This is a genomic window from Colwellia hornerae, from assembly GCF_007954355.1.
Classification (GTDB): Bacteria; Pseudomonadota; Gammaproteobacteria; order Enterobacterales; family Alteromonadaceae; genus Colwellia_A; species Colwellia_A hornerae.
The window spans coordinates 37,518-58,383 of record NZ_VOLR01000014.1 but is presented as its reverse complement, the minus strand read 5'-3'; the positions used below and the strand labels follow the sequence as shown (position 1 = coordinate 58,383).

The window sequence follows — 20,866 nt, the reverse complement described above, 5'->3', positions numbered from 1 at the left end:
GCAATATTACTGCGTGGTATTTTTGTCTACCTTGACGTCTTTGATATCAATCAGTTTATTAATTTGATCAACCAAAAGAGAAATAGGTCGCTCACTTCGCACCATCAATTCTATTGTGCCAATATTTGTACCGGTATTAACTCGCGCCTTAATGCCTTCAATGAGAAAGCCTCGGTAGCGGGCAACTTGTAAAATACGTTCTAGCACCACTTGCTTATCATCAGCCTTTATAAGTAATTGATAATGATTCATCTTAAGTACTCTCCATCATTTTATCATTGGCTGTATTGGGTGGAACTAGTGGCCAAACATTGTCTGCTGCATCTATTTTCACTTGTAAAAGGTAAGGACCGTTATGTGCTAACATCTCTTCAATCGCCCCCGAAACCTCTGCTTTAGAGCTTATTTGTTTGGCTTTTATATCAAACGCATTAGCAAGCATGACAAAATCGGGGTTATCAGAAAGATCCGTTTCGCTCAAGCGTCCTTCAAAGAATAAATCTTGCCATTGGCGAACCATACCTAGCTTGGCATTATCAATGAGAACAATTTTTACCGGTAACTGAAAACGCTTAATGGTTGATAGCTCTTGAACATTCATCATAATAGAACCATCCCCTGAAACAGTAATAATGCAATCTGTTGGACGGCTCACTTGCGCGCCAATCGCTGCCGGTAAACCAAAGCCCATGGTGCCCATACCAGCACTGGTTAGAAAGTTACTGGGATGATCAAATGACATATGCTGTGCCGCCCACATTTGATGTTGACCAACATCAGTGGTAACACAACTGTTTAACGGCATTTTATCACTCAACTCTTTTAATACCGCTGGTGCAAAAATAGTGCTGCCTGGATGATTATAATCCCAAGCAAAGTCAGCTTTCATTTGCTGACATTTTTGTTGCCAACCTTTGATTTCTAAAGGGATCGCTAAGGCGGGAAGATTAGTTTTTAAATCACCTAAAATCGCTGAATCAGCGGCTCGGCGTTTATTAATTTCAGCGGTATCAATATCAAAATGAATAACTTTCGCATTGGGCGCAAATTCAGTTAACTTCCCGGTAACCCGGTCATCAAAACGAGCACCAACAACGACTAATAAATCACTTTCTTGTACCGCCAAGTTTGCCGCTTTGGTGCCGTGCATACCTAACATGCCAAGATAGTTTTCATTATCGGGCGAAATTGCACCTAAACCTTTTAGTGTTGAAACACTCGGTATATGGGTAATATCAATAAAGTCGCGTAATTCATCGACCGCATTTGCCATACCAACACCGCCACCCACATATAAAATGGGCTGTTTTGCATGACAAAGCATAGCGATAGCAGAACCAACATTAGCAGGCGGTAAATTAACTTTATTTTTCAAGGTTGAAACCACACTGCCTTGACTAACCACATGCGCAATTTGAATGTCTTTTGGGATATCGACAAGAACAGGACCTTGTCTCCCTTCAAGTGCTATAGCAAAAGCTTGATGTAAAACTTTTTCCAGATCATTAATATCGGTTACCTGAAAAGAATGCTTAGTACAGGCGAGTGATAAACCAAAAATATCAATTTCCTGAAAAGCATCTGAGCCCATCACCGAGGTGGCAACTTGCCCGGTTATGGCAACAATAGGTATTGAATCGGCAAGAGCGTCAGCGAGGCCAGTAATTAAATTAGTTGCCCCCGGACCAGAAGTCGCAAAACAAACCCCTACTTTACCGGCAGCTCTTGCATAACCAACCGCTGAAAATGCCGCACCTTGCTCATGACGACACAAAAAATGTTGGATGTCGCTATCGGTAAGTGCATCATAAATTGGCATAATAGCGCCACCAGGATAACCAAAAACATGCTCAACACCGTGCTGTTGAAGTACGTCAAAAAGTAATGAACCGCCTGTTTGTTTCTTTTCACTTGTCATCTTTTTTTTAACCCACCCAACTGAATACATTTTGCATAACCGTTAGTTTGAGCTTTCTCCTTTGCGCTGAGTTGGTATGATTAATTGATATAAAATATTGATTTAAAAACAAGCCATCATTACTTTCATCTTTATCTATAAAAAAACCCCCGTTCCTTTCGGAGCGAGGGTTTGTTTTTTGCTTTAGTTTTTCTTAGCTCAACAAACAACCCCGCGATGATTTAATAATCACCACGACGAGAATGTTAATAATCACTGAACTAAATTTTTGCATGTTTATTCAATTACCTTGATTCTTTATAAAAACACAATGAAAAACTTTTAAATTTGTTGGCTATTGCACTGCCTATTTAAATTAGTACCATAGCTCTAATATTAAGTGCAAGTTTTTTTACTAGCGTTTTTTAATTGAAATAAATAATTTAGTTATATGCTGTGTTAGCACTTTAGATAAATCCTGCCTAAACTGTAACTTACAGGATTGCTAATTAAATGGATTTTTATGAGCCTAGCTTGTATTTATAGCAGAGCCCGGGTTGGGCTTGAATCTCCCCTTGTCACAGTCGAAGTGCATTTAGCCAATGGACTGCCAGTATTTAATATTGTCGGTTTACCAGAAACCTCGGTACGTGAATCAAAAGATCGGGTGCGCAGCGCTATCATCAATTGTGGTTATCAATTCCCAGCGAAGCGTATTACCATAAATTTAGCCCCCGCTGATTTACCTAAAGAGGGCGGTCGCTTCGACTTACCAATAGCGCTCGGTATTTTGGTGGCGAGTGAGCAGCTGCCGAATACAGATTTAAGCCAATATGAGTTTGCCGGCGAACTCGCACTTTCAGGTGAATTGCGTGAAATCATTGGTGAAATTCCGATGGCGATTGCTTGCGCTAACGCTAAAAGAACCTTAGTGATTCCTAAGCAAAATGCTGAACAAGCCAGTTGGGTTAAACAAGCCAATATTTTATCAATAGAACATTTAAGTCAATTATACCCACACTTTTTAAAGCAACGCTCGCTACCCTTAGTATCAGCACAAGCAGTAGAACATTATCAAGTGCCTACCAGTAAAGACATTGCTGATGTTATTGGTCAACCTCTGGCAAAAAGAGCGCTAGAAATTGCCGCTTGTGGCGCACACAATCTACTTTTTATTGGTCCACCCGGCACAGGAAAAACCATGCTAGCGAGCCGCTTACCCGGCATATTACCACCGATGAGCGAAAGTGAGGCGTTAGAGGCTGCGGCTATTGCTTCCATTAGCCATCAAAAAATCAATCATAAATCTTGGTTAACTCGTCCGTTTCGTGCTCCCCATCATACTGCTTCTTCTGCAGCCCTGGTTGGCGGCGGTAGCCAGCCGCAAGCGGGGGAGATTTCGTTAGCGCACAATGGCGTGTTGTTCCTAGATGAATTACCGGAATTTGCTCGTAAAGTGCTCGATGTTTTACGTGAACCTATGGAATCAGCCGAAGTCACCATTTCTAGAGCGATGTACAAGCAAACCTTTCCGGCAAAGTTTCAATTAGTGGCTGCGATGAATCCTAGCCCAACTGGATTTTACAATGACAACCGCAGTACACCCGAGCAGATTTTACGTTATTTGAATCGCCTATCGGGACCTTTTCTTGACCGTATTGATATTCAAATTGAGGTGACCCGTTTACCAAAAGGTATGTGGGCCAAGAATGATCATCACAATGAAAGTTCCGTGCAAATACAGCAAAGGGTCGCAATCTGTAGAGAAGTGCAATTAGCGCGACAGGGTAAAGCTAATGCTCACTTAGGAAGTGCTGAAACACGGGTGTTTTGCAAACTCAGCAATGATGAACATGAGTTTTTAGAGCTAGCGGTTGAAAAACTTGGTTTGTCGACCCGAGCCCACCATAAGATATTGAAAATAGCCCGTACCTTGGCAGACATGAATGGTATTGAAGATATTCTGCATGAACATATCATTGAAGCCTTGTCTTACCGAGCAATGGACCGTTTACTGAGACACCTAACCGATGCTGTTTCTCTTTAGCCGGACAGCACAATCAATAAGATTTAAACCATTATATTGGAGCAGTAGTATTCAAGCAGTAGTATTCAAGCAGTAGTATTCAAGCATAGTGCTAATAATTACCCAGCAATGGAGCAATAACTGAGACACCTAACCGATGCTGTTTCTCTTTAGCCGGACAGCACAATCAATAAGATTTAAACCATTATATTGGAGCAGTAGTATCAAAGCAGTAGTATTCAAGCAGTAGTATTCAAGCATAGTGCTAATAATTACCCAGCAATGGAGCAATAACTGAGACACCTAACCGATGCTGTTTCTCTTTAGCCGGACAGCACAATCAATAAGATTACAGTCATTATATTGGAGCAGTAATATTGCATATATCTGGCATAAATGGATTGCTGAGGCTATTTAATCGCCTCAAAAAAGGCTTTGACTAAGGTTTGTTCTCGACTTTGATTTAAGCAACAAATCCCGAGGTCGAATGGTTCAATGTCGCCAACATTTTGTAAATATTGCACCCGGTCTTTTACTGGGCTATTTTCAACAACAACTTTTGGCGCCATGCCAACGCCACAACCTAAAGCAACCATACTAACAAGCGCTTCATGTCCCGAAACGGTCGCATAAATGTTGGGCTTACCTTGTTGCTTTTTACGATACCAAAACTCAAAACGCTTACGTGCCGCACCATGCTCAGCTAAAATAATCGGTACTTCAGACCAAGTAATCGTTTCATCTTGTAATTGTTGCTGAACCCGACAAGCCATCGTTGGCGCAATTACGGCTAACGGCACATTGGCAATATGCTGAAAATAGAACATTCTTGATAAGCTTTCAGGTTTTACACCAAAGGCGAAATCTACCAATTTTTGCTGCACTTGGTCAAAGGCATCAGCAGCATCACCAGTCGTTAATACAATCTCAACTAGCGGGTGTTGCTGGCGAAAGCGTTCCAATAACGGCGGTAAATGACTATAGGCGGCAGTTACCGAACAATAAATATGAAGTTTACCCTGCAACTCAGCCTGCTTCTGGTCGAGCGACAATTGCAATAATTGCCATTGTTCAAGTTGTTGCTCAGCATATTTGTAAAATAACACGCCTGCCTCAGTTAACACGACAGAGCGATTATCACGATGTAATAGCAAACAGCCTAACTGATCTTCCAGCCTTTGAATAATTCGACTTAAGGTAGAAGTACTGACATGGTGGGCTTCAGCGGTTTTCCCAAAGTGGAGGCTGTGGGTTAAATGCACAAACATTTTTAACGATTTAAGATCCATTATTTACTCTTATCATTCATTGGTGACTTGTTTTCTCACTAATCGTTGCATTTTATGCAACGCCACCTTGCGAATATATCATTTTAAGCAACATTAATCTTGCGCTATGATGTCTCCATCGTCGGAAAGACCGATAAAGCCATTTAATTTATCAAATCGCCAGCATAGCCCTGAGCAGATTTGAGACCAAGAGGACAACCCAATGAGCAATTATTTTAACACTTTAAGTTTACGCGAAAAATTAGGCCAGTTAGGCAAATGTCGTTTTATGCAGCGTGAAGAGTTCAGCGATGGCTGTAATTTTATTAAAGACTGGAATATTGTCATTGTTGGTTGTGGCGCCCAAGGGCTAAATCAAGGTTTGAACATGCGTGATTCGGGTTTAAATATCTCTTACGCATTACGCGAAGCTGCCATTTCATCAAAACGTCAATCTTGGCAATGGGCGACAGAAAACGGTTTTACCGTAGGTACATACGCAGAATTAATTCCACAAGCTGACTTAGTGCTTAATTTAACACCAGACAAGCAACATACTTCTGCAGTGACTGCCGTTATGCCTCATATGAAACAGGGTTCAACTTTAGCCTACTCACACGGTTTTAATATCGTTGAAGAAGGTATGAAAATTCGTGAAGATATTACAGTAGTCATGGTTGCACCTAAATGTCCGGGTACTGAAGTACGAGAAGAATACAAACGTGGTTTTGGTGTTCCTACTTTAATTGCTGTTCACCCTGAGAATGATCCACAGGGTAATGGCTTAGCAATAGCTAAGGCTTACGCATCAGCTACCGGTGGCGATCGTGCTGGCGTACTTGAATCATCATTTATTGCTGAAGTGAAGTCTGACTTAATGGGCGAGCAAACTATTTTATGTGGCATGTTGCAAACTGCAGCGGTACTTGGCCATAAGCAGCTAGTTGCGCAAGGTATGGATGCTGCGTATGCACGTAAATTATTACAATACGGCATTGAAACAACGACCGAAGGCTTAAAGCATGGCGGCATCACTAATATGATGGACCGTTTATCAAACCCTGCAAAAGTTAAAGCGTTTGATATGTCTGAAGCCTTAAAAGTCATCTTACGTCCGTTGTTTGAAAAGCATATGGACGACATTATCGAAGGTCGCTTCTCTGCTACTATGATGGAAGATTGGGCGAATGATGATGTGAATTTATTAAAATGGCGTGAAGAAACAGCTGAGTCTTCTTTTGAAAAAGCAGCTGATTGCGACATTGAAATTACCGAACAAGAATACTACGACAAAGGCATCTTTGTGGTTGCTATGGTAAAAGCGGGTGTTGAACTAGCATTTGAAGCTATGGTTGCTGCCGGTATTATTGAAGAGTCAGCCTATTACGAGTCATTACACGAAACACCATTAATTGCTAACTGTATTGCCCGTAACAAATTATACGAAATGAACGTGGTTATTTCAGATACCGCTGAATACGGTAACTACCTATTTACTCATGCTGCACAACCTTTACTTAGTGATTTCGCTAGCAAATTGTCACTTGAAGAATTGGGTGAAGGCATAAAAGAAAGTTCAAATGGTGTTGATAACGTACGTTTGATTGAAGTTAACGAAGCAATTCGCAGCCATGGTGTTGAAAGCGTAGGTAAAAAATTGCGTGGTTACATGACAGATATGAAACGCATTGTAGAGTCAAATCAATAAGTAAAATAAGAATAGCCTTGTAGTACACTGAAGGTAAACACTTAGGCCAGATACTCTGTTGATATTATTTTCTGGCCAACAAGTGCTAAACTGCAACGCTTTACTTTATATAAAGAGGAAGATTATCATGACAGAATTCAAGAATGTGACACTGACCAAGGCCGCTAATGTTTATTTCGACGGCAAGGTAACCAGTAGAAAAGTAACGCTAGCAGATGGTTCGGTAGTAACCTTAGGTATTATGATGCCCGGTGAGTATACTTTTGCTACTGCAGAAAAAGAATTGATGGAAATTATCGCGGGTGAGGTTGAAATATTATTACCTAATGAGACACAATGGCAAAGCATTTCTGCAGGTGGACACTTTTATGTCGACGGCGATGCTAAATTTGATATCAAAGTAAAAAGCTTAGCTGATTATTGTTGTTCTTATATCGCAGCATAAAGCCATATTGGCGCGCTTAACTAGTACCTCCATGGATAGTGGAGGTAATTATAACTACCTTAGAAATAACAGACCAAGAAGCACTTATACCTTGAAGCTACCGATGCCTTAAAACGGGCATGGCCATTCAACTCTATTATCACTATAGTTGAACTTGCTTTTGCCAAGAACCGCTGAAAAACTCTTTAACACCTCACCACTAAAAATATTAATGATTTACTATCAATATTACTCATTTAATGAAAAAATTGTCCTCATTAATCATTGCTGAATCTAAATAATGAAACTCAATAAAACCACGCAAAAAATCGATAATAATGTTTGTAAAGCACTTAAATTAGCCTGCGAAGACTTCACTAGTGAAGTTGATGGCTTTTGTTGGTTAACCCACCGCGCTAATTACACTAATTTTCCAGCGAGTTTAGTGGTGACTTGTGTTTTTGATATCGATGCAGAAGTGCTTGCAGCCAAAGAACAAAAAGTTGATGACCACTTGCGTGACGTTATTCAAAAGCAGTTGCTCAAAGTGGGTATTGTCTTAAAAAACGTTCGTCATAATGTACATTTAGATAGTGAAGAGTCTTGTTTACGTGACCATAACGGCCAATGGCCTGAACGGCTAAAGCTCAGGGTTACTAAGCAAAAGCCGACACAAAGTAAACAGTTTGGTCGCTAGAGCCTCAGGTAGTCACCCCGTTACCTAGCCTTATAAAACCACCATATCATCACGATGAATAATCACTTTACTGGGGCAACAGCCTAATAAAGTGATGATGTCATCACTATTACAGCCCATAATACGCAACAAATCTCGTTGACTGTATTGGCAAATACCTTTAGCAATCGCTTTTTTAGAATGCGCGTCAATAATATCAACAGACTCTCCAGCGACAAAGTCACCGTCTACTTGACTAACACCTGAGGGTAATAGCGAAGCACCTTGATGAATCACAGCATGCACCGCCCCCTTATCAAGATAGACTTTGCCACTGCTTTTTAAAGTATGTTTTAACCAGTGTTTGCGTGCTTTGGTAGCCGCTTGCTTAGCACTAAAATGTGTACCAGGGTTTTCACCTTTTAAAATCTGTTGAAAAACTTCACTACGGCTACCATTTAAAATATAAGTCTCTATGCCATTTTCAACCGCTTTGTCAGCCGCTTGAATTTTTGTTCTCATGCCACCAGTGGCAATAACATTATTTGTTGTCCCTGCCATGGCATAAATTTCAGCGGTAATTTCATGAATTTCAGGAAGTAAATTTGCCTTAGGATTTTCACGAGGATCTTGATCATAAAGCCCATCGATATCACTTAGAATAAATAAGCAATCAGCCTCGCTTACTAAAGCCACTAAAGCGGCTAAATTATCGTTGTCACCGACCTTTAATTCATCGGTCGCGACCGTGTCATTTTCATTAACAATAGGGATAACACCATTTTCCAATAAGATACGTAGGGTGTTTTTAATATTGATGTAACGCTGCCGATCTTTTAAATCACCGTGGGTAATAAGCAACTGGCTACAGGGAACATCAAAAAATCGCTGCCAGTTGGCCATCATTTTCATTTGTCCAACAGATGCCATCGCTTGTTTAGTGGGAATAGAGGGAATGGGCGAACCGTGCTTAATCAATTGCCGTCCGGCAGCAACACTGCCTGATGAAACGATAATAATTTCTTTACCTGCTTGTTGGCATTCGGTAATAAAACGGGCAATAGCGAGAATATACTTACCGCTACAACCGTTATTGTCTGGTGCAACTAAAGCACTGCCTACTTTAATAACCGCACGATTAAAATTCATTGTTATTCCTCTATGTTCCAAGCCCTAGCATGCCTCGATATGCGGGTGGTTTGCAATCAACTTTTTACCATAATATAGAAGAGTTTGTTCTTTTCAGGCTGTTGCCTGGTTATATCTAATTAATTCGGTGTTTATCTTTGTTAAAGTTGAAAATATAGCGAGTTACCTACCTTGAAATAACAAGATGGTGCTTTTTAACTCATTTTAAAATATCAATGATAGACGCCTAAAATGCCATTCTCTAGGGATTGTTGGGTAAATTCCCGTTAACTTTCACTCATTTCAACAACTTGATGAATAATCGTTTTCAAACAGTTGTTAATCGTGATTAATTTATTTCACTGTTTTTGCTGAAAATAACTTCAAATCAGCTTATGATCGGACATCTATTTATTTTCGTTTCATTGAGCAAGTATTCCATGTTGAACTTTTTACCTCGTCTGCTTATTCACATTCTTTCGCTAACGATTTATACCGCCAATACGCTTTTTTGGTTAATACCCATTATTTTGTTTTCATTTTGTAAGGCTATTATTCCCTTAGCCTTTACTAAAAAAATATTCAGCTATTTATTAGACCAAATGGCAAGCAATTGGGTCGGCGTTAATACTTTCATTCAAAAGCTCTTTAATAAAACAGAAATCAAGGTGACCGGCTTAGATCAACTAACCATGAAAGAATGGTATTTAGTGGTCTGTAATCACCAAAGCTGGGTTGATATTGTTATATTGCAGCGAGTAATGCATGGCAAAATTCCTTTTTTGAAGTTTTTTTTAAAGAAAGAACTTATTTTTGTGCCCTTTTTAGGCTTGGCTTGGTGGGCACTCGACTTCCCATTTATGAAGCGTTATAGCCAATCTTTCATTAAAAAGAACCCTCATTTAAAAGGTAAAGACGTTGAAACTACGCGTAAAGCTTGTGCTAAGTTCAAACATAAACCTGTCAGTATAATGAATTTTATTGAAGGAACGCGTTTTACCGATGTAAAACACGATAAGCAAAATTCTACTTTTAAACATCTCCTTAAACCCAAAGCGGGTGGTATAGGTTTTGTGTTAGAAGCCATGGGTGGCAACTTACATAAAATAGTCAACATTACCATTCATTACCCCGAAGGTATTCCAACTTTTAGTGACTTTTTGGCGGGTCAGATTAAACAGGTTAATGTCGATGTAGAAGTTTCTAACATTGGTGATGAACTTGTTGGCGACTATGTTCGCGATCGACATTTTAAAATTAAATTTCAAAAATGGGTTAATCAATTATGGCTTGATAAAGACCAAAAACTTATCGAGTTCAATAATGAACCCCGTGCAAAATAACATTGAAATGTAAAAAGGAAATTTAAATGAGTGAACTCATTAGTACATGGTTAACTAACCAAGGTATCGCTCAAGCTTATTTAGCGATGACCACGATATTTGTTGGTTGCATGCTTATTTTCATCATCTCTGCATTGGGCTATTACCTAGCAAAGTATCAGGTATTAGCTTTTGTAAATAAAATTGTCAGTAAAACAAAGAACACTTGGGATGATGCTTTACTAGAGCACAATGTTTTTTCTCGCTTTGCCTTTTTAATTCCATTATTAGTACTACTATTTTTAACGCCTATTTTACTTCCTGAACAAGCATTGCTCGGCACCGTTTTAGTGGTTTTTGTAAAAATAGCGCTAAGCTTTCAAATTGCCCGGTCTATCAGTGCTGTTTTGAACGTCATTAGAAGTCTATATCAAAATACCGCTCGTGAACGTTACTTGCCATTAAGCTCAACTATCCAAGTCATAAAACTGATTATTTATTTAGTTGCCACTATTTTAGCCGTTTCATTTGTATTAGATAAATCACCTATTTATTTACTCAGTGGCTTAGGCGCATTAACTGCTGTTTTATTATTAGTGTTTCAAGACACCATTAAAGGCTTAGTCGCGAGTATTCAAATCTCAGCGAACAAAATGGTCGCACCTGGTGACTGGATTGAAATTCCTAATTATGGGGCGGATGGCGATGTCATCGATATTGGTTTAAATACCGTTAAAGTAAAAAACTTTGATAATACCGTGACGACCGTTCCTACGTACGCCTTAATAAACGGCTCGTTTAAGAATTGGCGAGGCATGCTCAATTCAGGCGGAAGACGAATTAAGCGTAGCATTATTATAGATATCAATAGTATTTTGTTTTATCAAAATGAACAGATTGAAAAGCTTAAAGAAATCAGTTTATTAAAAGATTATTTGCAGCAAAAGTCTGATGATATAGCGATAAGTTTAAAGACAGCTAATTTATCTGGTAATAATGTTAATAGCCGACAATTAACCAATGTCGGCACATTTCGCGCTTATATTACCGCTTACTTATCTACACATGACAAAATACACCATGAAATGACATGTATGGTCAGACAGTTAGCGGCAACCGAATCAGGCTTACCGCTGGAAATTTATTGTTTCAGTAATGATCAGAACTGGAAAAATTATGAAGCTATTCAAGCCGACATTTTTGATCATTTATTTGCCATGGCACCGATATTCAGCTTACGCGTATTTCAACATCCTACCGGTTATGACTGGCAAAAAAAGTAAAGTCTGTTAACCCTAACGTTGGCGAACCACACCTTCTTGCATCGTCGAGGCAACAAGCTGTCCTTGACGATTAAATATTTGCCCTTTGACTAAACCTCGACCGCCACTAGCAGACGGACTGTCCATTACATAAAGCAGCCAATCATCAAAACGGAATGGGCGATGAAACCACATGGCATGATCAATAGTGGCAATTTGTAAATTTGGCTGCCAATGACTCAAGCCGTGTGGAAATAACGCTGTTGGTAAAAAAAGGAAATCAGAAGTATAGGCCAACATGTAGGTGTGAATACGTAAGTCATCAGACAAAGTACCGTTTGCTTTTATCCACATTTGAGATTTAGCTGCGGTTTTTTCAGGTTGCAGCCAATTATAAGGTTTAACAGGACGCATCTCGATAGGCTTTTCTGCTAAAAATTTACCTCTAATTTCTTCAGGTATTTTATCTTGGTGATCGAAAATAAAATCAGTATAGGACGCTAAGTCTTCTGGTGCCGGAACATCGGGCATAATATCTTGATGCTCGATGCCTTTCTCATGCTGTTGAAAAGAAGCGGTCATATAGAAAATATCTTTACCATTTTGAATAGCTTTAACACGACGAGTGCTAAAACTTTTACCATCGCGGATATTTTCTACTTCATAGACAACGGGCTTACTCGCATCACCTGGACGTAAAAAATAAGAATGAAGAGAGTGAACATTACGTGCTGAATCAACGGTTTCTTGTGCGGCAGAAACGGCTTGCCCCATTACTTGGCCACCAAACAGTGCCCGAAAGCCTAAATCTTGACTTTGACCCCGATAGATTCCTTGTTCGATTACCTCTAATTCCAATAATGAAGATAAATCATCCAACACTTGACTCATAATATTTAGCACTCACTGATATAAAATTTTGACTATAGCATAGTTATAATTTATATCTTTAACGACATTTTAAAATTGTTGAAAATTCATACGGTGCAGGGTAGTATCTGTTAACAGATAGCATTAATGATCAAAAACACGAAGAGATTTTAATGGAAGCATTATTAGAAAGAGAAGTGTTATTAGAAAGAAGGCAATATTCTCATGAGGAACAATCTCTATGGGATAGGCTTTCTCTTGCACAAAAGTTTGCCGCCAGCAGCATGACTCAGTTTGGTTACGACTTATCTTTTATTAGAAACAGTAATAGTGGTAGCTTAGCCATATTGCAATGCAATGGTAAAACAGCAACCATTAATGGTGAGGGTGAAGTAGACTCAACACCTAGTATTATTATTCGCCCTTAATAATAGGCTGATTGCCACCCTATTTTCAAAGCTCCATTAAAAAAGGTGACTATTACTAGGCATCTTTTTTAGTTTTAGTCAGTAATAAAGCGGCTATTGGAGAAATATACTCCGCCAAACTCTTGCTCTATAACATACGCCATCCGCTCAAAAATAAATCCTCAACGCAACAATCATGTATACCTATTAAGATAAAAAATAATTTTTTCTTAAGCTTTAGTGGCTTCACTTAAACGCGACAAAAAGATATAAGGGTCAATATCTTGTGCTGTTGGTGAACCATAAGCGTAGCCAATTTTAACTGAATAATCCCCTAAATTAGCAAAGAACCTGAGCTTAATTGCGTTAGCTAAACTATTTAGTTTAATCGCTATTTCACTTTCTGTTTGGTGAGGACCTATCAGTAAATATTCACCATCGTTAATAGTGCCCGCTTCATCAAACTCACCTTTTGAGCCATTAAGTAAGGTCGCTAATGTTTTCGAAACCTCAAGCATTATTTTATCATTAAAATGAAAGGAGAGTTCCTGCCAATTAACCACTGATAAATAGCCAATCGCTAAGGGGTAGTCATATTTTCTCGCCATTTTATAGTTTAGTTGATAATTTTTTTTAGTTTGAGAGGGCGTTACTAAATAAGATAATGGCTGTTCCACTTCATCGTAGACCTGGTTTAAGCGCAATGTTCTTTGCCTTAATCCAAAAAATACTAAGGTAATTAATAATAAAATAACAATAACAACCAGTAAGTATATTATTTGTTCTTGTGCTATATATTTAGCATTAAATTGAGCCTGTAGTTTACTCTGCTCAGCCAAGTTCAATATTAAATTTCGACTCTTGTCATTGGCACTTAACATATGACTGGGATTTGTAATTAATGATGGTTCAACCTTTTTCTGAAATTGTTGGAGGAGTTTGAGATAATTTTTATGTACCATCAAGGCATTTTTATAATCGCCATTTTGCTGATACATATCGCTCAATAAGAGCAGCAATTTAGCTTGTTTTTTTGATAATTTTATATTTTTAGCTATTAATTCAGCTAGCTGGAGATAATGTTGATATAAAGCTTTGTTGTTTAATAGACTTGCGGTCTCGGCTAATAAAATTAACGAGGTTAAATAAGGCTTACTTAGAGTCTTTTCATTAAATTTCGCACTGGCTGATAACAGCCAATTATGTGAATTACGAAACTCTCCCTGTTTTAATAACACCTCTGCTAATCCTAATTCGGCATAGGCAACACTAATTGGAGCATTTTTATTTTTACTGTATTTTTGTGCTTCCCAAAAAGCATTGTAAGCGTCATCAAATAAATTTAACTGAAAATAAGCACGGCCTAAATGTAAATAAGTTTGATCAATATTAGCTAATTTATTTAAATCAAATTTTAACGTCAGTAACTTATTTTGCATGGTTAGCGACGTTTGGTAATCGCTTAAGTAATAATGTGCCGTTGATAATATTTCTAAAAGACAAAGATGATCCTCATACTGAGGGTTCACCGATATAAGTATCTCTACTTGTTTAAGGTCGTTCATCGCTAAATCGTTTTTATTTTGCAAAGCATAGGTAACGGCCCGATAACTTAAAGCAATTAAACGATATTTTAACACTTGGGGGGAGTCTGCCATTAAAATGACATTGGTTGCCATATTTTCAGTTTGTTCGTACTTCTCCTGTAAGTAATAACCATCCGCAACTTTAAGTAATAAATTAAACTTTATTGCCTGCTCAAGTCCTTGTAAAGAAAGTCCATCTTGAGCAAATTGAAAAGCTTCGCTATCTTCACCCTTATTATTGGCAACATCAGCAAGGATAATGAAGGTTTTGCCACGGGTTTGAACGGTATAATTTTCTTGATATTCCAAAATTTTTTTTGATAAGGCAATAACATCTTCATAAGGAAGATTTTCAGCGTCTTGTAAAAAATAGCGTTCAACATCTTTAATGTTTTGCTCAACGTTTAAAGCATCATTGGCGAAACAGAATGAAGGAGCGATAAATAAAAAAAGGATCAACAAGAGTTTACATGGCATTATTAACTAAAATCCTTTATCTAATGATCTGTAGAGTGATCAGCCATAGCCTATAAATTGATCTATTATTTATAGCCTTAAATTATAGTACAACAAATTATAGTACAACAAATTATTCATAATAAAGGTTTACAAGCATAGTTCAACGCTTATAATGAAATTAGAGTTTCTAAAACTCGAAAAGGGCAAATCTAGTGAAAGCTAGAGACGCAAAGTTACCGGTCTAAGGGGAAACCTAAGATAGCGGAGCTGCCAAATTTAGATATAGTGGGGGCTTGTCTTTATTTTGAACAGTTTGCTTTCGGTATACTTTGCGGTCCTTCTCTTCTTTTTAATATTTTCTTCTTTATATATTTTTAATAACCTTGAACTCGAATACTACGTAATTAATTAACTGTTTTTTATAGATAAAAAATATATGTGGTACTTTACTTGTTTTTACTAGAAAATGGTCTATTAAGATTTTAATTGGGTGTGCAAATTGAGATGGAACAATGAAATATCATGATTCCATAGAACAAGCTGAACTAAAAATGAACATGGCTGTAAAACAATTACAGCGGTGGTTTTTACCTGTCAGCCCAATTAATTATTCTGTAAGCTACGAATATATTAATAAAAAAAATATTCCCCTCAATACCGCTATTGAAAACAAACTTGCCACAGGTAAAAAGCTCGATAATTTTTTTATTGAAGAAAACTACCGTCAATTCATTTTAGGCCAAAGTAAATTCAGAGATGAACTTATTGACGACCTTGATGATGTTGTCACCCATGTCGAAAAAAATAGCCAAAAATCATCTTTGAGTATAAATAAGCTTATTACCACGCTAGACAGCAATATTTCTGATCTACAATCGACTGATAAAGAAAAAATAGTCGCTGCGGTAAATAGTATTTGCCATGCATCTAAAGCATTTAAACTACATCAACAAAAATTTGCTGAACATATTTTATTTACCCGTAAAAAAACACGAGCATTAAAAGTTGAATTAAAAGAAGTGCGTAAAGAAATTTACATGGACCCACTCACTGGTCTTTATAATTGTAAGGCGATGTCTAAGCATTTAGATTTATGGCTAACAGAAGATCCAAGCAGACAAGTTGCTGCGATTGTCGTCAGTGTTGACCAAATTTCTGAAGTTAATCTACAGTTTGGTCATTTAATTAGTGATGTTCTCTTATCAAAAATAGCGAGTAAAGTAAGTAGCTATGTTGATGGTAGCGGTTTGCCGATTCGTTCTGGTGGCGATGAGTTTTTAATTCTTTTACCGGATGTAAACAAAGTAAGTGCCCAAGAGATTGCTGATAAAATAACGCAGGGCGTTGAAAAGTTGCGCTTTGTTAGTAGTAAGTCTGGTGTTAGATTACCTCAAATGACATTATCTATTGGCGTAGATACCTTTGATGTTGCTGAAAATGCCAACAGTATTTTAAAAAAATCTCGCCAGTTAATACCCGATTTACACCAAAAAAATAATACATTAAGTTCTTAATAATTCAACATAATACCTTTTACTAGGTTAAAGTTCTCAAACGCATGATATTCATACTTCAGTAAATAACATCAGTCAGGTATTCCCCTCTTTGAGTCAATATAACCCGTGATAATCCTTATATTTCTGGTGACAAATCAAAGAAGGTTACATTGCTACGGTTTAGCTAAAAAAAGTCGACGACAGCCTCCTTCTTTTCTCATATACTGAATGCAGTGTAAAATTCCTAACGACTAAGAGAGAAATAATTTATGAAAAAAATTACTTTAGCTGTTGCTGCTACTTTAATGATGGCGTCTCCTGTTTTTGCTGGTGATGCTGCTGCTGGTAAAGCAAAAACTGGTATGTGTGCTGCTTGTCATGGAGCTGCTGGTATCTCTGCTGTACCTATGTACCCAAACCTTGCTGGCCAAAAAGAAGCTTACATTGCTAAACAGTTAAAAGACTTTAAAGCTGGCAAACGTAAAGATCCTGTTATGGCACCTATGGCTATGGGTTTAAGTGATGAAGATATCGCAAATATTGCGGCTTATTACGCTAGTTTAAAATAACCTCAATAATTTTTGTTGAACCTCGTTCATCAAAAATTAATATTAAAAAACGCTCAATTGAGCGTTTTTTATTTTAAGCACTATGCTGTTGGATAATTTGTAAAAATTCATGCCCATAACGCGCAAGTTTAGTATCACCAATTCCATTAATATTTAGCATTTGCTGTGATGTCTTTGGTTTTACACGGGCAAGCTCTGATAACGTTGCATCATTAAAAACAATAAAAGGCGCAATATCCTCCGCATCTGCAATTGTTTTGCGCAAACTTCTTAATTTAACAAATAAGACACGGTCATAGCGTTTATCCGTTTTATCTTGTTGCCAGTAACTCGCTTTTTGCAACCTTGGCGAGGCTAACATTAAGGGTTCTTCACCTTTCAACACCGAACGTGATGCTTGTGTTAAACATAACGCAGATTGTTGAGAAATGTCTTGCTGTAAAAAACCCAAATGAATCAATTGCCTAATAATAGCAAACCAATAACCCGGCGTTTTACTTTTACCAATAGCGAAAGTTGACACTTTTTCATGCTGCAGTTGCCTAACTTTTTCGGTTAATTCCCCTCTGAGCACTTGCACAACATGCTCAATATCACCTTGTTGCTGAATACGAAACACACAAGATAATACTTTTTGTGCAGCTTCAGTGGCGTCAAATTGAGTGGGTGGATCTAAACAAATATCACAGTTACCACATTTTTTAGTGGTAAATTCCGCAAAGTAATTAAGCACAACTTGTCGACGGCAGGTTTGAGCTTCAATAAAGCCTTTTAACGCTTGAAAACGCTGTTGTTCAACATTTACTCTTTCTTCATTATCGCCATCAGCTATATACTTGGTAATGCGTTCAACATCTTTTTCATCATACAAAAATAACGCTTCTGCCGCTAAACCGTCTCGCCCGGCACGGCCAATCTCTTGATAATATGACTCTAATGTTCTCGGAGGTTCAAAATGGATCACAAAGCGAATGTTTGATTTATTGATACCCAATCCAAAAGCTACGGTGGCAATCACCACTTGAATATTATCTTTGGCAAAACCATCTTGGACAATATTGCGCATTTCTGTTTCCATGCCTGCATGATAGGCAGAACAATTGATACCCGCACTTGCTAACATTTTTGATAATTTCTCAACTTGCCAGCGGCTACTACAGTAAACAATACCACAATCATCACCACGCTTTTTAATGTAGCGTAATACCTGGTGATCGCCCTTATATTTGTCGGCGAGGGTAAAACGAATATTTGGTCGGTCAAAGCTATCAAGATGAATATAAGGATCATTCAATGCGAGTTGAAGAAGAATATCTCTACGGGTTGTAACGTCGGCTGTTGCTGTTAACGCCATAACGGGTACCGATGGAAACCGCTGTTTGATTGTATGAAGTTGTGTGTAGGCAGGTCGAAAATCATGTCCCCATTGTGAAATACAATGCGCTTCGTCAATAGCAAATAAACTTATCTGTATATTCGCCAAGCGTTGCATAAAATAATAATTTTTTAAGCGCTCTGGAGCTATGTATAACAACTTAAGCTCACCACGGGATAAACGCTCAAAAATATCATTAATTGTTTCTTGATCTAAACTCGAATTAACAAAAGCCGCTGAAATACCTTGTCGAGTTAAACCATCGACTTGATCTTTCATTAACGCAATTAAGGGTGAAACAACTATGGTTATTCCGGGTAATAATACCGCAGGTAGTTGATAACACATTGATTTTCCGCCACCTGTTGGCATAAGCACTAAACTGTCTCGACCCTGAAATAATTGCTGAATAATTTCTAATTGTCCACTTCGAAACGTTTGATAACCAAAATGATGTTTTAACGCATCTTCAAGCTGAGCTTGTGAGACTGTAGGGGGAGCTTTTAGCAACGGAATAAACTTTATTAAACGACAATTACTGTTATTTTACCTCAGCCACAAAAAAGTCGAGAGCACTATTTTAGTATTTCTTGAATGCCTAGAAAGATAAGTGCTAAGCTACAATGAAGACATTAGACCAGTTAGAAAAATCTACCGGCTGAATTGGAAGTATTATGACAAATAATTTAGATGAAAAACAAATGATTGAGCAACTTACTCATTTTTGGTCAAACAACCTTCCCTTTAATAAATTACTAGGTCTCACCGTGAGTAAGTTCGATTGTAATACTTCTGAAGTGCGTTTTTTATGGCAAGATAAATTAATGGGCAACCCATTACAAAAAACTCTCCATGGTGGTGTTACCGCATCAGCCCTTGATTTTGCCGGTGGTGTCGTCGTCGCAGCAAATATGATTCAACAACTTGAACACAAAACGCCAACAACGATTCAGCAAAGTTTAAGCTGCTTAGGAACGATAGATCTTCGTACCGATTATTTACGACCCGGTCGCGGAGAAGAGTTTATCGCCACTGCCCATATTATTCGCAGCGGCAATAAAGTCGCGGTCGCTCGTATGGAATTGCATAACGAAAAAGGTGACCACATTGCTTTTGGCACCGGTACTTATTTAGTCGGTTAATTTAAGCCGATCAGTTTTTAAAGTGTCGGCTTTAATTCTATGGCTGGGCCATTTCAAGACTCAGTGTCCGTTTAAAAACGTTAAACTATTATTTATTGGAAATGAATAATAGTTGCCTAATTAAAGTGAATAACGCCAGCTAAAGTATGCTAAAGATCCAGCCGAAAAGTATGCTGTTATAGAGCAAGTAAAGCGCTGAAATTAAAATCATTGTGCTATAATTCGGCTCTTTATTTTTGCTGCTAAAGTTTACTGACAATCATGACTGTAACTGATAACAAAGACCGTAATGGTGTAATTAACGCGATTAGTGCTTATCTCCTTTGGGGTTTAGCGCCCATTTATTTTAAATTAATTTCTTCCATCAGCTCTGATGAAATTATGGTTCATCGTATTATTTGGTCGAGCCTACTGTTATTTTTAATTGTTATCATCAGTAAAAGATCTCGCGTATTACTCGACACTCTTAAACAACCTAAGTTGTTGGCTAAACTTGCCTTATCTGCTACTTTTTTATTAGTAAATTGGTTTTTATTTATCTGGGCGATAAATAATGATCATCTGCTAGACGCGAGTTTAGGTTATTTTATCAATCCTTTATTTAGTGTCGCACTCGGTGTTATTTTTTTAGGTGAACGTTTGCGAACAATGCAGAAGTTTGCCGTTGCACTGGCGTTATGTGGGGTATTAATTCAACTGGTTGCGTTAGGTTCATTACCCGTGATTTCATTAGCACTTGCTGGAACATTTGGTATTTATGGCTTGTTGCGTAAAAAAATGCACCTCGATTCTTTTGTTGGTTTATTAATTGAATCAAGCATGATGCTGCCACTCGCCATTGTTTATTGGTTATTATTTGTTAATAGTAATACCGCTAACATGTTTGAAAACAGCTCAAATTTAAACCTATTATTGATCGCTGCAGGCGTAGTTACTACAGCACCGCTGCTATGTTTTACTGCTGCGGCAAAGAGATTAACGTTATCAACGCTGGGATTTTTTCAATACATAGGACCCAGTATTATGTTTTTCTTAGCAACCTTCTATTATCAAGAAGCATTGCAACCCGCTAAATTAGTCACCTTTGCTGCTATTTGGTTGGCATTAGTTGTTTATAGCCTTGACTCACTAAAAGCCAGAAATGAAAAACGCAAATTAGCGTTAGATAAGCGATTAAACAGTTAATTTTATTACTGGGATTATAGCTAAGATTGGTTAGGTGTTAGCCTTTAGTTTCATTGGCAAAGTAAT

General features: G+C 37.9%; 18 protein-coding genes and 1 riboswitch. Of the genes, 11 read left to right on the top strand and 7 right to left on the bottom strand.

What is annotated here, in order from left to right:
- Positions 1 to 6 precede the first annotated feature (6 nt).
- Together ilvM and ilvG are read right to left on the bottom strand one after the other, a co-directional pair.
- Complete coding sequence (gene ilvM, locus ESZ26_RS11280; protein WP_146796552.1) at positions 7 to 252, bottom strand: acetolactate synthase 2 small subunit; 246 nt, start codon at positions 250 to 252, stop codon at positions 7 to 9.
- Position 253: 1 nt separating this feature from the next.
- Positions 254 to 1,918 carry an acetolactate synthase 2 catalytic subunit gene (gene ilvG / locus ESZ26_RS11275; RefSeq protein ID WP_146796549.1) on the bottom strand — a complete coding sequence of 555 codons (1,665 nt, stop codon included), beginning with the start codon at positions 1,916 to 1,918 and terminating at the stop codon, positions 254 to 256.
- Between the two features lie 502 nt (positions 1,919 to 2,420).
- Here ilvG and ESZ26_RS11270 point away from each other — a divergent pair.
- Positions 2,421 to 3,944: a YifB family Mg chelatase-like AAA ATPase gene (locus tag ESZ26_RS11270; RefSeq protein WP_146796547.1), complete on the top strand. Its 1,524-nt coding sequence runs from the start codon at positions 2,421 to 2,423 to the stop codon at positions 3,942 to 3,944.
- A gap of 389 nt (positions 3,945 to 4,333) precedes the next feature.
- Here the strand turns inward: ESZ26_RS11270 and ilvY are convergent, their stop codons facing one another.
- Positions 4,334 to 5,212 (bottom strand): HTH-type transcriptional activator IlvY, encoded by an 879-nt coding sequence (gene ilvY / locus ESZ26_RS11265; protein WP_146796545.1) that lies wholly within the window; start codon positions 5,210 to 5,212, stop codon positions 4,334 to 4,336.
- 202 nt (positions 5,213 to 5,414) lie between these two features.
- Between ilvY and ilvC the strand changes: the two genes are divergently transcribed.
- The 3 genes from ilvC to ESZ26_RS11250 all read left to right on the top strand — a co-directional run bounded on the left by ilvC (position 5,415) and on the right by ESZ26_RS11250 (position 8,020).
- Positions 5,415 to 6,899, top strand: a complete 1,485-nt coding sequence (gene ilvC, locus ESZ26_RS11260) for a ketol-acid reductoisomerase (protein WP_146796542.1) — start codon at positions 5,415 to 5,417, stop codon at positions 6,897 to 6,899.
- A 127-nt stretch (positions 6,900 to 7,026) separates the two neighbouring features.
- Positions 7,027 to 7,344 (top strand): pyrimidine/purine nucleoside phosphorylase, encoded by a 318-nt coding sequence (gene ppnP, locus ESZ26_RS11255; RefSeq protein WP_146796539.1) that lies wholly within the window; start codon positions 7,027 to 7,029, stop codon positions 7,342 to 7,344.
- Between the two features lie 280 nt (positions 7,345 to 7,624).
- On the top strand, positions 7,625 to 8,020 hold the full coding sequence (locus tag ESZ26_RS11250) for a Fis family transcriptional regulator (protein WP_146796537.1): 396 nt from the start codon (positions 7,625 to 7,627) through the stop codon (positions 8,018 to 8,020).
- A 30-nt stretch (positions 8,021 to 8,050) separates the two neighbouring features.
- Here the strand turns inward: ESZ26_RS11250 and proB are convergent, their stop codons facing one another.
- Positions 8,051 to 9,148 (bottom strand): glutamate 5-kinase, encoded by a 1,098-nt coding sequence (gene proB, locus ESZ26_RS11245; protein ID WP_146796535.1) that lies wholly within the window; start codon positions 9,146 to 9,148, stop codon positions 8,051 to 8,053.
- Positions 9,149 to 9,567: 419 nt separating this feature from the next.
- Here proB and ESZ26_RS11240 point away from each other — a divergent pair, with 419 nt between their 5' ends.
- Together ESZ26_RS11240 and ESZ26_RS11235 are read left to right on the top strand one after the other, a co-directional pair.
- Positions 9,568 to 10,470 (top strand): acyltransferase, encoded by a 903-nt coding sequence (locus tag ESZ26_RS11240; protein WP_146796532.1) that lies wholly within the window; start codon positions 9,568 to 9,570, stop codon positions 10,468 to 10,470.
- 26 nt (positions 10,471 to 10,496) lie between these two features.
- Positions 10,497 to 11,732, top strand: a complete 1,236-nt coding sequence (locus ESZ26_RS11235) for a mechanosensitive ion channel family protein (RefSeq protein WP_146796530.1) — start codon at positions 10,497 to 10,499, stop codon at positions 11,730 to 11,732.
- 12 nt (positions 11,733 to 11,744) lie between these two features.
- On the opposite strand, the gene tesB is transcribed toward ESZ26_RS11235, so the two are convergent.
- A complete protein-coding gene (gene tesB, locus ESZ26_RS11230; RefSeq protein WP_146796527.1) occupies positions 11,745 to 12,602 on the bottom strand; it encodes an acyl-CoA thioesterase II in 858 nt (285 codons plus the stop codon).
- Positions 12,603 to 12,754: 152 nt separating this feature from the next.
- On the opposite strand from tesB, the gene ESZ26_RS11225 reads away from it, so the two are divergent.
- On the top strand, positions 12,755 to 13,009 hold the full coding sequence (locus tag ESZ26_RS11225; protein WP_190278360.1) for a hypothetical protein: 255 nt from the start codon (positions 12,755 to 12,757) through the stop codon (positions 13,007 to 13,009).
- Between the two features lie 209 nt (positions 13,010 to 13,218).
- Here the strand turns inward: ESZ26_RS11225 and ESZ26_RS11220 are convergent, their stop codons facing one another.
- A complete protein-coding gene (locus ESZ26_RS11220; RefSeq protein WP_146796525.1) occupies positions 13,219 to 15,051 on the bottom strand; it encodes a tetratricopeptide repeat protein in 1,833 nt (610 codons plus the stop codon).
- 174 nt (positions 15,052 to 15,225) lie between these two features.
- A riboswitch (cyclic di-GMP riboswitch) is annotated at positions 15,226 to 15,308 on the top strand.
- A 237-nt stretch (positions 15,309 to 15,545) separates the two neighbouring features.
- Between ESZ26_RS11220 and ESZ26_RS11215 the strand changes: the two genes are divergently transcribed.
- Together ESZ26_RS11215 and ESZ26_RS11210 are read left to right on the top strand one after the other, a co-directional pair.
- A complete protein-coding gene (locus ESZ26_RS11215) occupies positions 15,546 to 16,547 on the top strand; it encodes a GGDEF domain-containing protein (RefSeq protein WP_146796522.1) in 1,002 nt (333 codons plus the stop codon).
- Positions 16,548 to 16,798: 251 nt separating this feature from the next.
- Positions 16,799 to 17,098 (top strand): c-type cytochrome, encoded by a 300-nt coding sequence (locus ESZ26_RS11210; protein WP_146796519.1) that lies wholly within the window; start codon positions 16,799 to 16,801, stop codon positions 17,096 to 17,098.
- Between the two features lie 73 nt (positions 17,099 to 17,171).
- Here the strand turns inward: ESZ26_RS11210 and recQ are convergent, their stop codons facing one another.
- Positions 17,172 to 18,983, bottom strand: a complete 1,812-nt coding sequence (gene recQ / locus ESZ26_RS11205; RefSeq protein WP_190278359.1) for a DNA helicase RecQ — start codon at positions 18,981 to 18,983, stop codon at positions 17,172 to 17,174.
- Between the two features lie 164 nt (positions 18,984 to 19,147).
- Here recQ and ESZ26_RS11200 point away from each other — a divergent pair, with 164 nt between their 5' ends.
- Together ESZ26_RS11200 and rarD are read left to right on the top strand one after the other, a co-directional pair.
- Positions 19,148 to 19,615, top strand: a complete 468-nt coding sequence (locus ESZ26_RS11200) for a thioesterase family protein (protein WP_146796513.1) — start codon at positions 19,148 to 19,150, stop codon at positions 19,613 to 19,615.
- Between the two features lie 261 nt (positions 19,616 to 19,876).
- Complete coding sequence (rarD, locus tag ESZ26_RS11195; protein WP_146796511.1) at positions 19,877 to 20,800, top strand: EamA family transporter RarD; 924 nt, start codon at positions 19,877 to 19,879, stop codon at positions 20,798 to 20,800.
- Positions 20,801 to 20,866 lie beyond the last annotated feature (66 nt).

Coding starts and splice junctions, on each gene's coding strand:
- ilvM (WP_146796552.1), bottom strand. CDS start 252: ATGAATCATTATCAATTACTTATAAAGGCTGATGATAAGCAAGTGGTG.
- ilvG (WP_146796549.1), bottom strand. CDS start 1,918: ATGACAAGTGAAAAGAAACAAACAGGCGGTTCATTACTTTTTGACGTA.
- ESZ26_RS11270 (WP_146796547.1), top strand. CDS start 2,421: ATGAGCCTAGCTTGTATTTATAGCAGAGCCCGGGTTGGGCTTGAATCT.
- ilvY (WP_146796545.1), bottom strand. CDS start 5,212: ATGGATCTTAAATCGTTAAAAATGTTTGTGCATTTAACCCACAGCCTC.
- ilvC (WP_146796542.1), top strand. CDS start 5,415: ATGAGCAATTATTTTAACACTTTAAGTTTACGCGAAAAATTAGGCCAG.
- ppnP (WP_146796539.1), top strand. CDS start 7,027: ATGACAGAATTCAAGAATGTGACACTGACCAAGGCCGCTAATGTTTAT.
- ESZ26_RS11250 (WP_146796537.1), top strand. CDS start 7,625: ATGAAACTCAATAAAACCACGCAAAAAATCGATAATAATGTTTGTAAA.
- proB (WP_146796535.1), bottom strand. CDS start 9,148: ATGAATTTTAATCGTGCGGTTATTAAAGTAGGCAGTGCTTTAGTTGCA.
- ESZ26_RS11240 (WP_146796532.1), top strand. CDS start 9,568: ATGTTGAACTTTTTACCTCGTCTGCTTATTCACATTCTTTCGCTAACG.
- ESZ26_RS11235 (WP_146796530.1), top strand. CDS start 10,497: ATGAGTGAACTCATTAGTACATGGTTAACTAACCAAGGTATCGCTCAA.
- tesB (WP_146796527.1), bottom strand. CDS start 12,602: ATGAGTCAAGTGTTGGATGATTTATCTTCATTATTGGAATTAGAGGTA.
- ESZ26_RS11225 (WP_190278360.1), top strand. CDS start 12,755: ATGGAAGCATTATTAGAAAGAGAAGTGTTATTAGAAAGAAGGCAATAT.
- ESZ26_RS11220 (WP_146796525.1), bottom strand. CDS start 15,051: ATGCCATGTAAACTCTTGTTGATCCTTTTTTTATTTATCGCTCCTTCA.
- ESZ26_RS11215 (WP_146796522.1), top strand. CDS start 15,546: ATGAAATATCATGATTCCATAGAACAAGCTGAACTAAAAATGAACATG.
- ESZ26_RS11210 (WP_146796519.1), top strand. CDS start 16,799: ATGAAAAAAATTACTTTAGCTGTTGCTGCTACTTTAATGATGGCGTCT.
- ESZ26_RS11200 (WP_146796513.1), top strand. CDS start 19,148: ATGACAAATAATTTAGATGAAAAACAAATGATTGAGCAACTTACTCAT.
- rarD (WP_146796511.1), top strand. CDS start 19,877: ATGACTGTAACTGATAACAAAGACCGTAATGGTGTAATTAACGCGATT.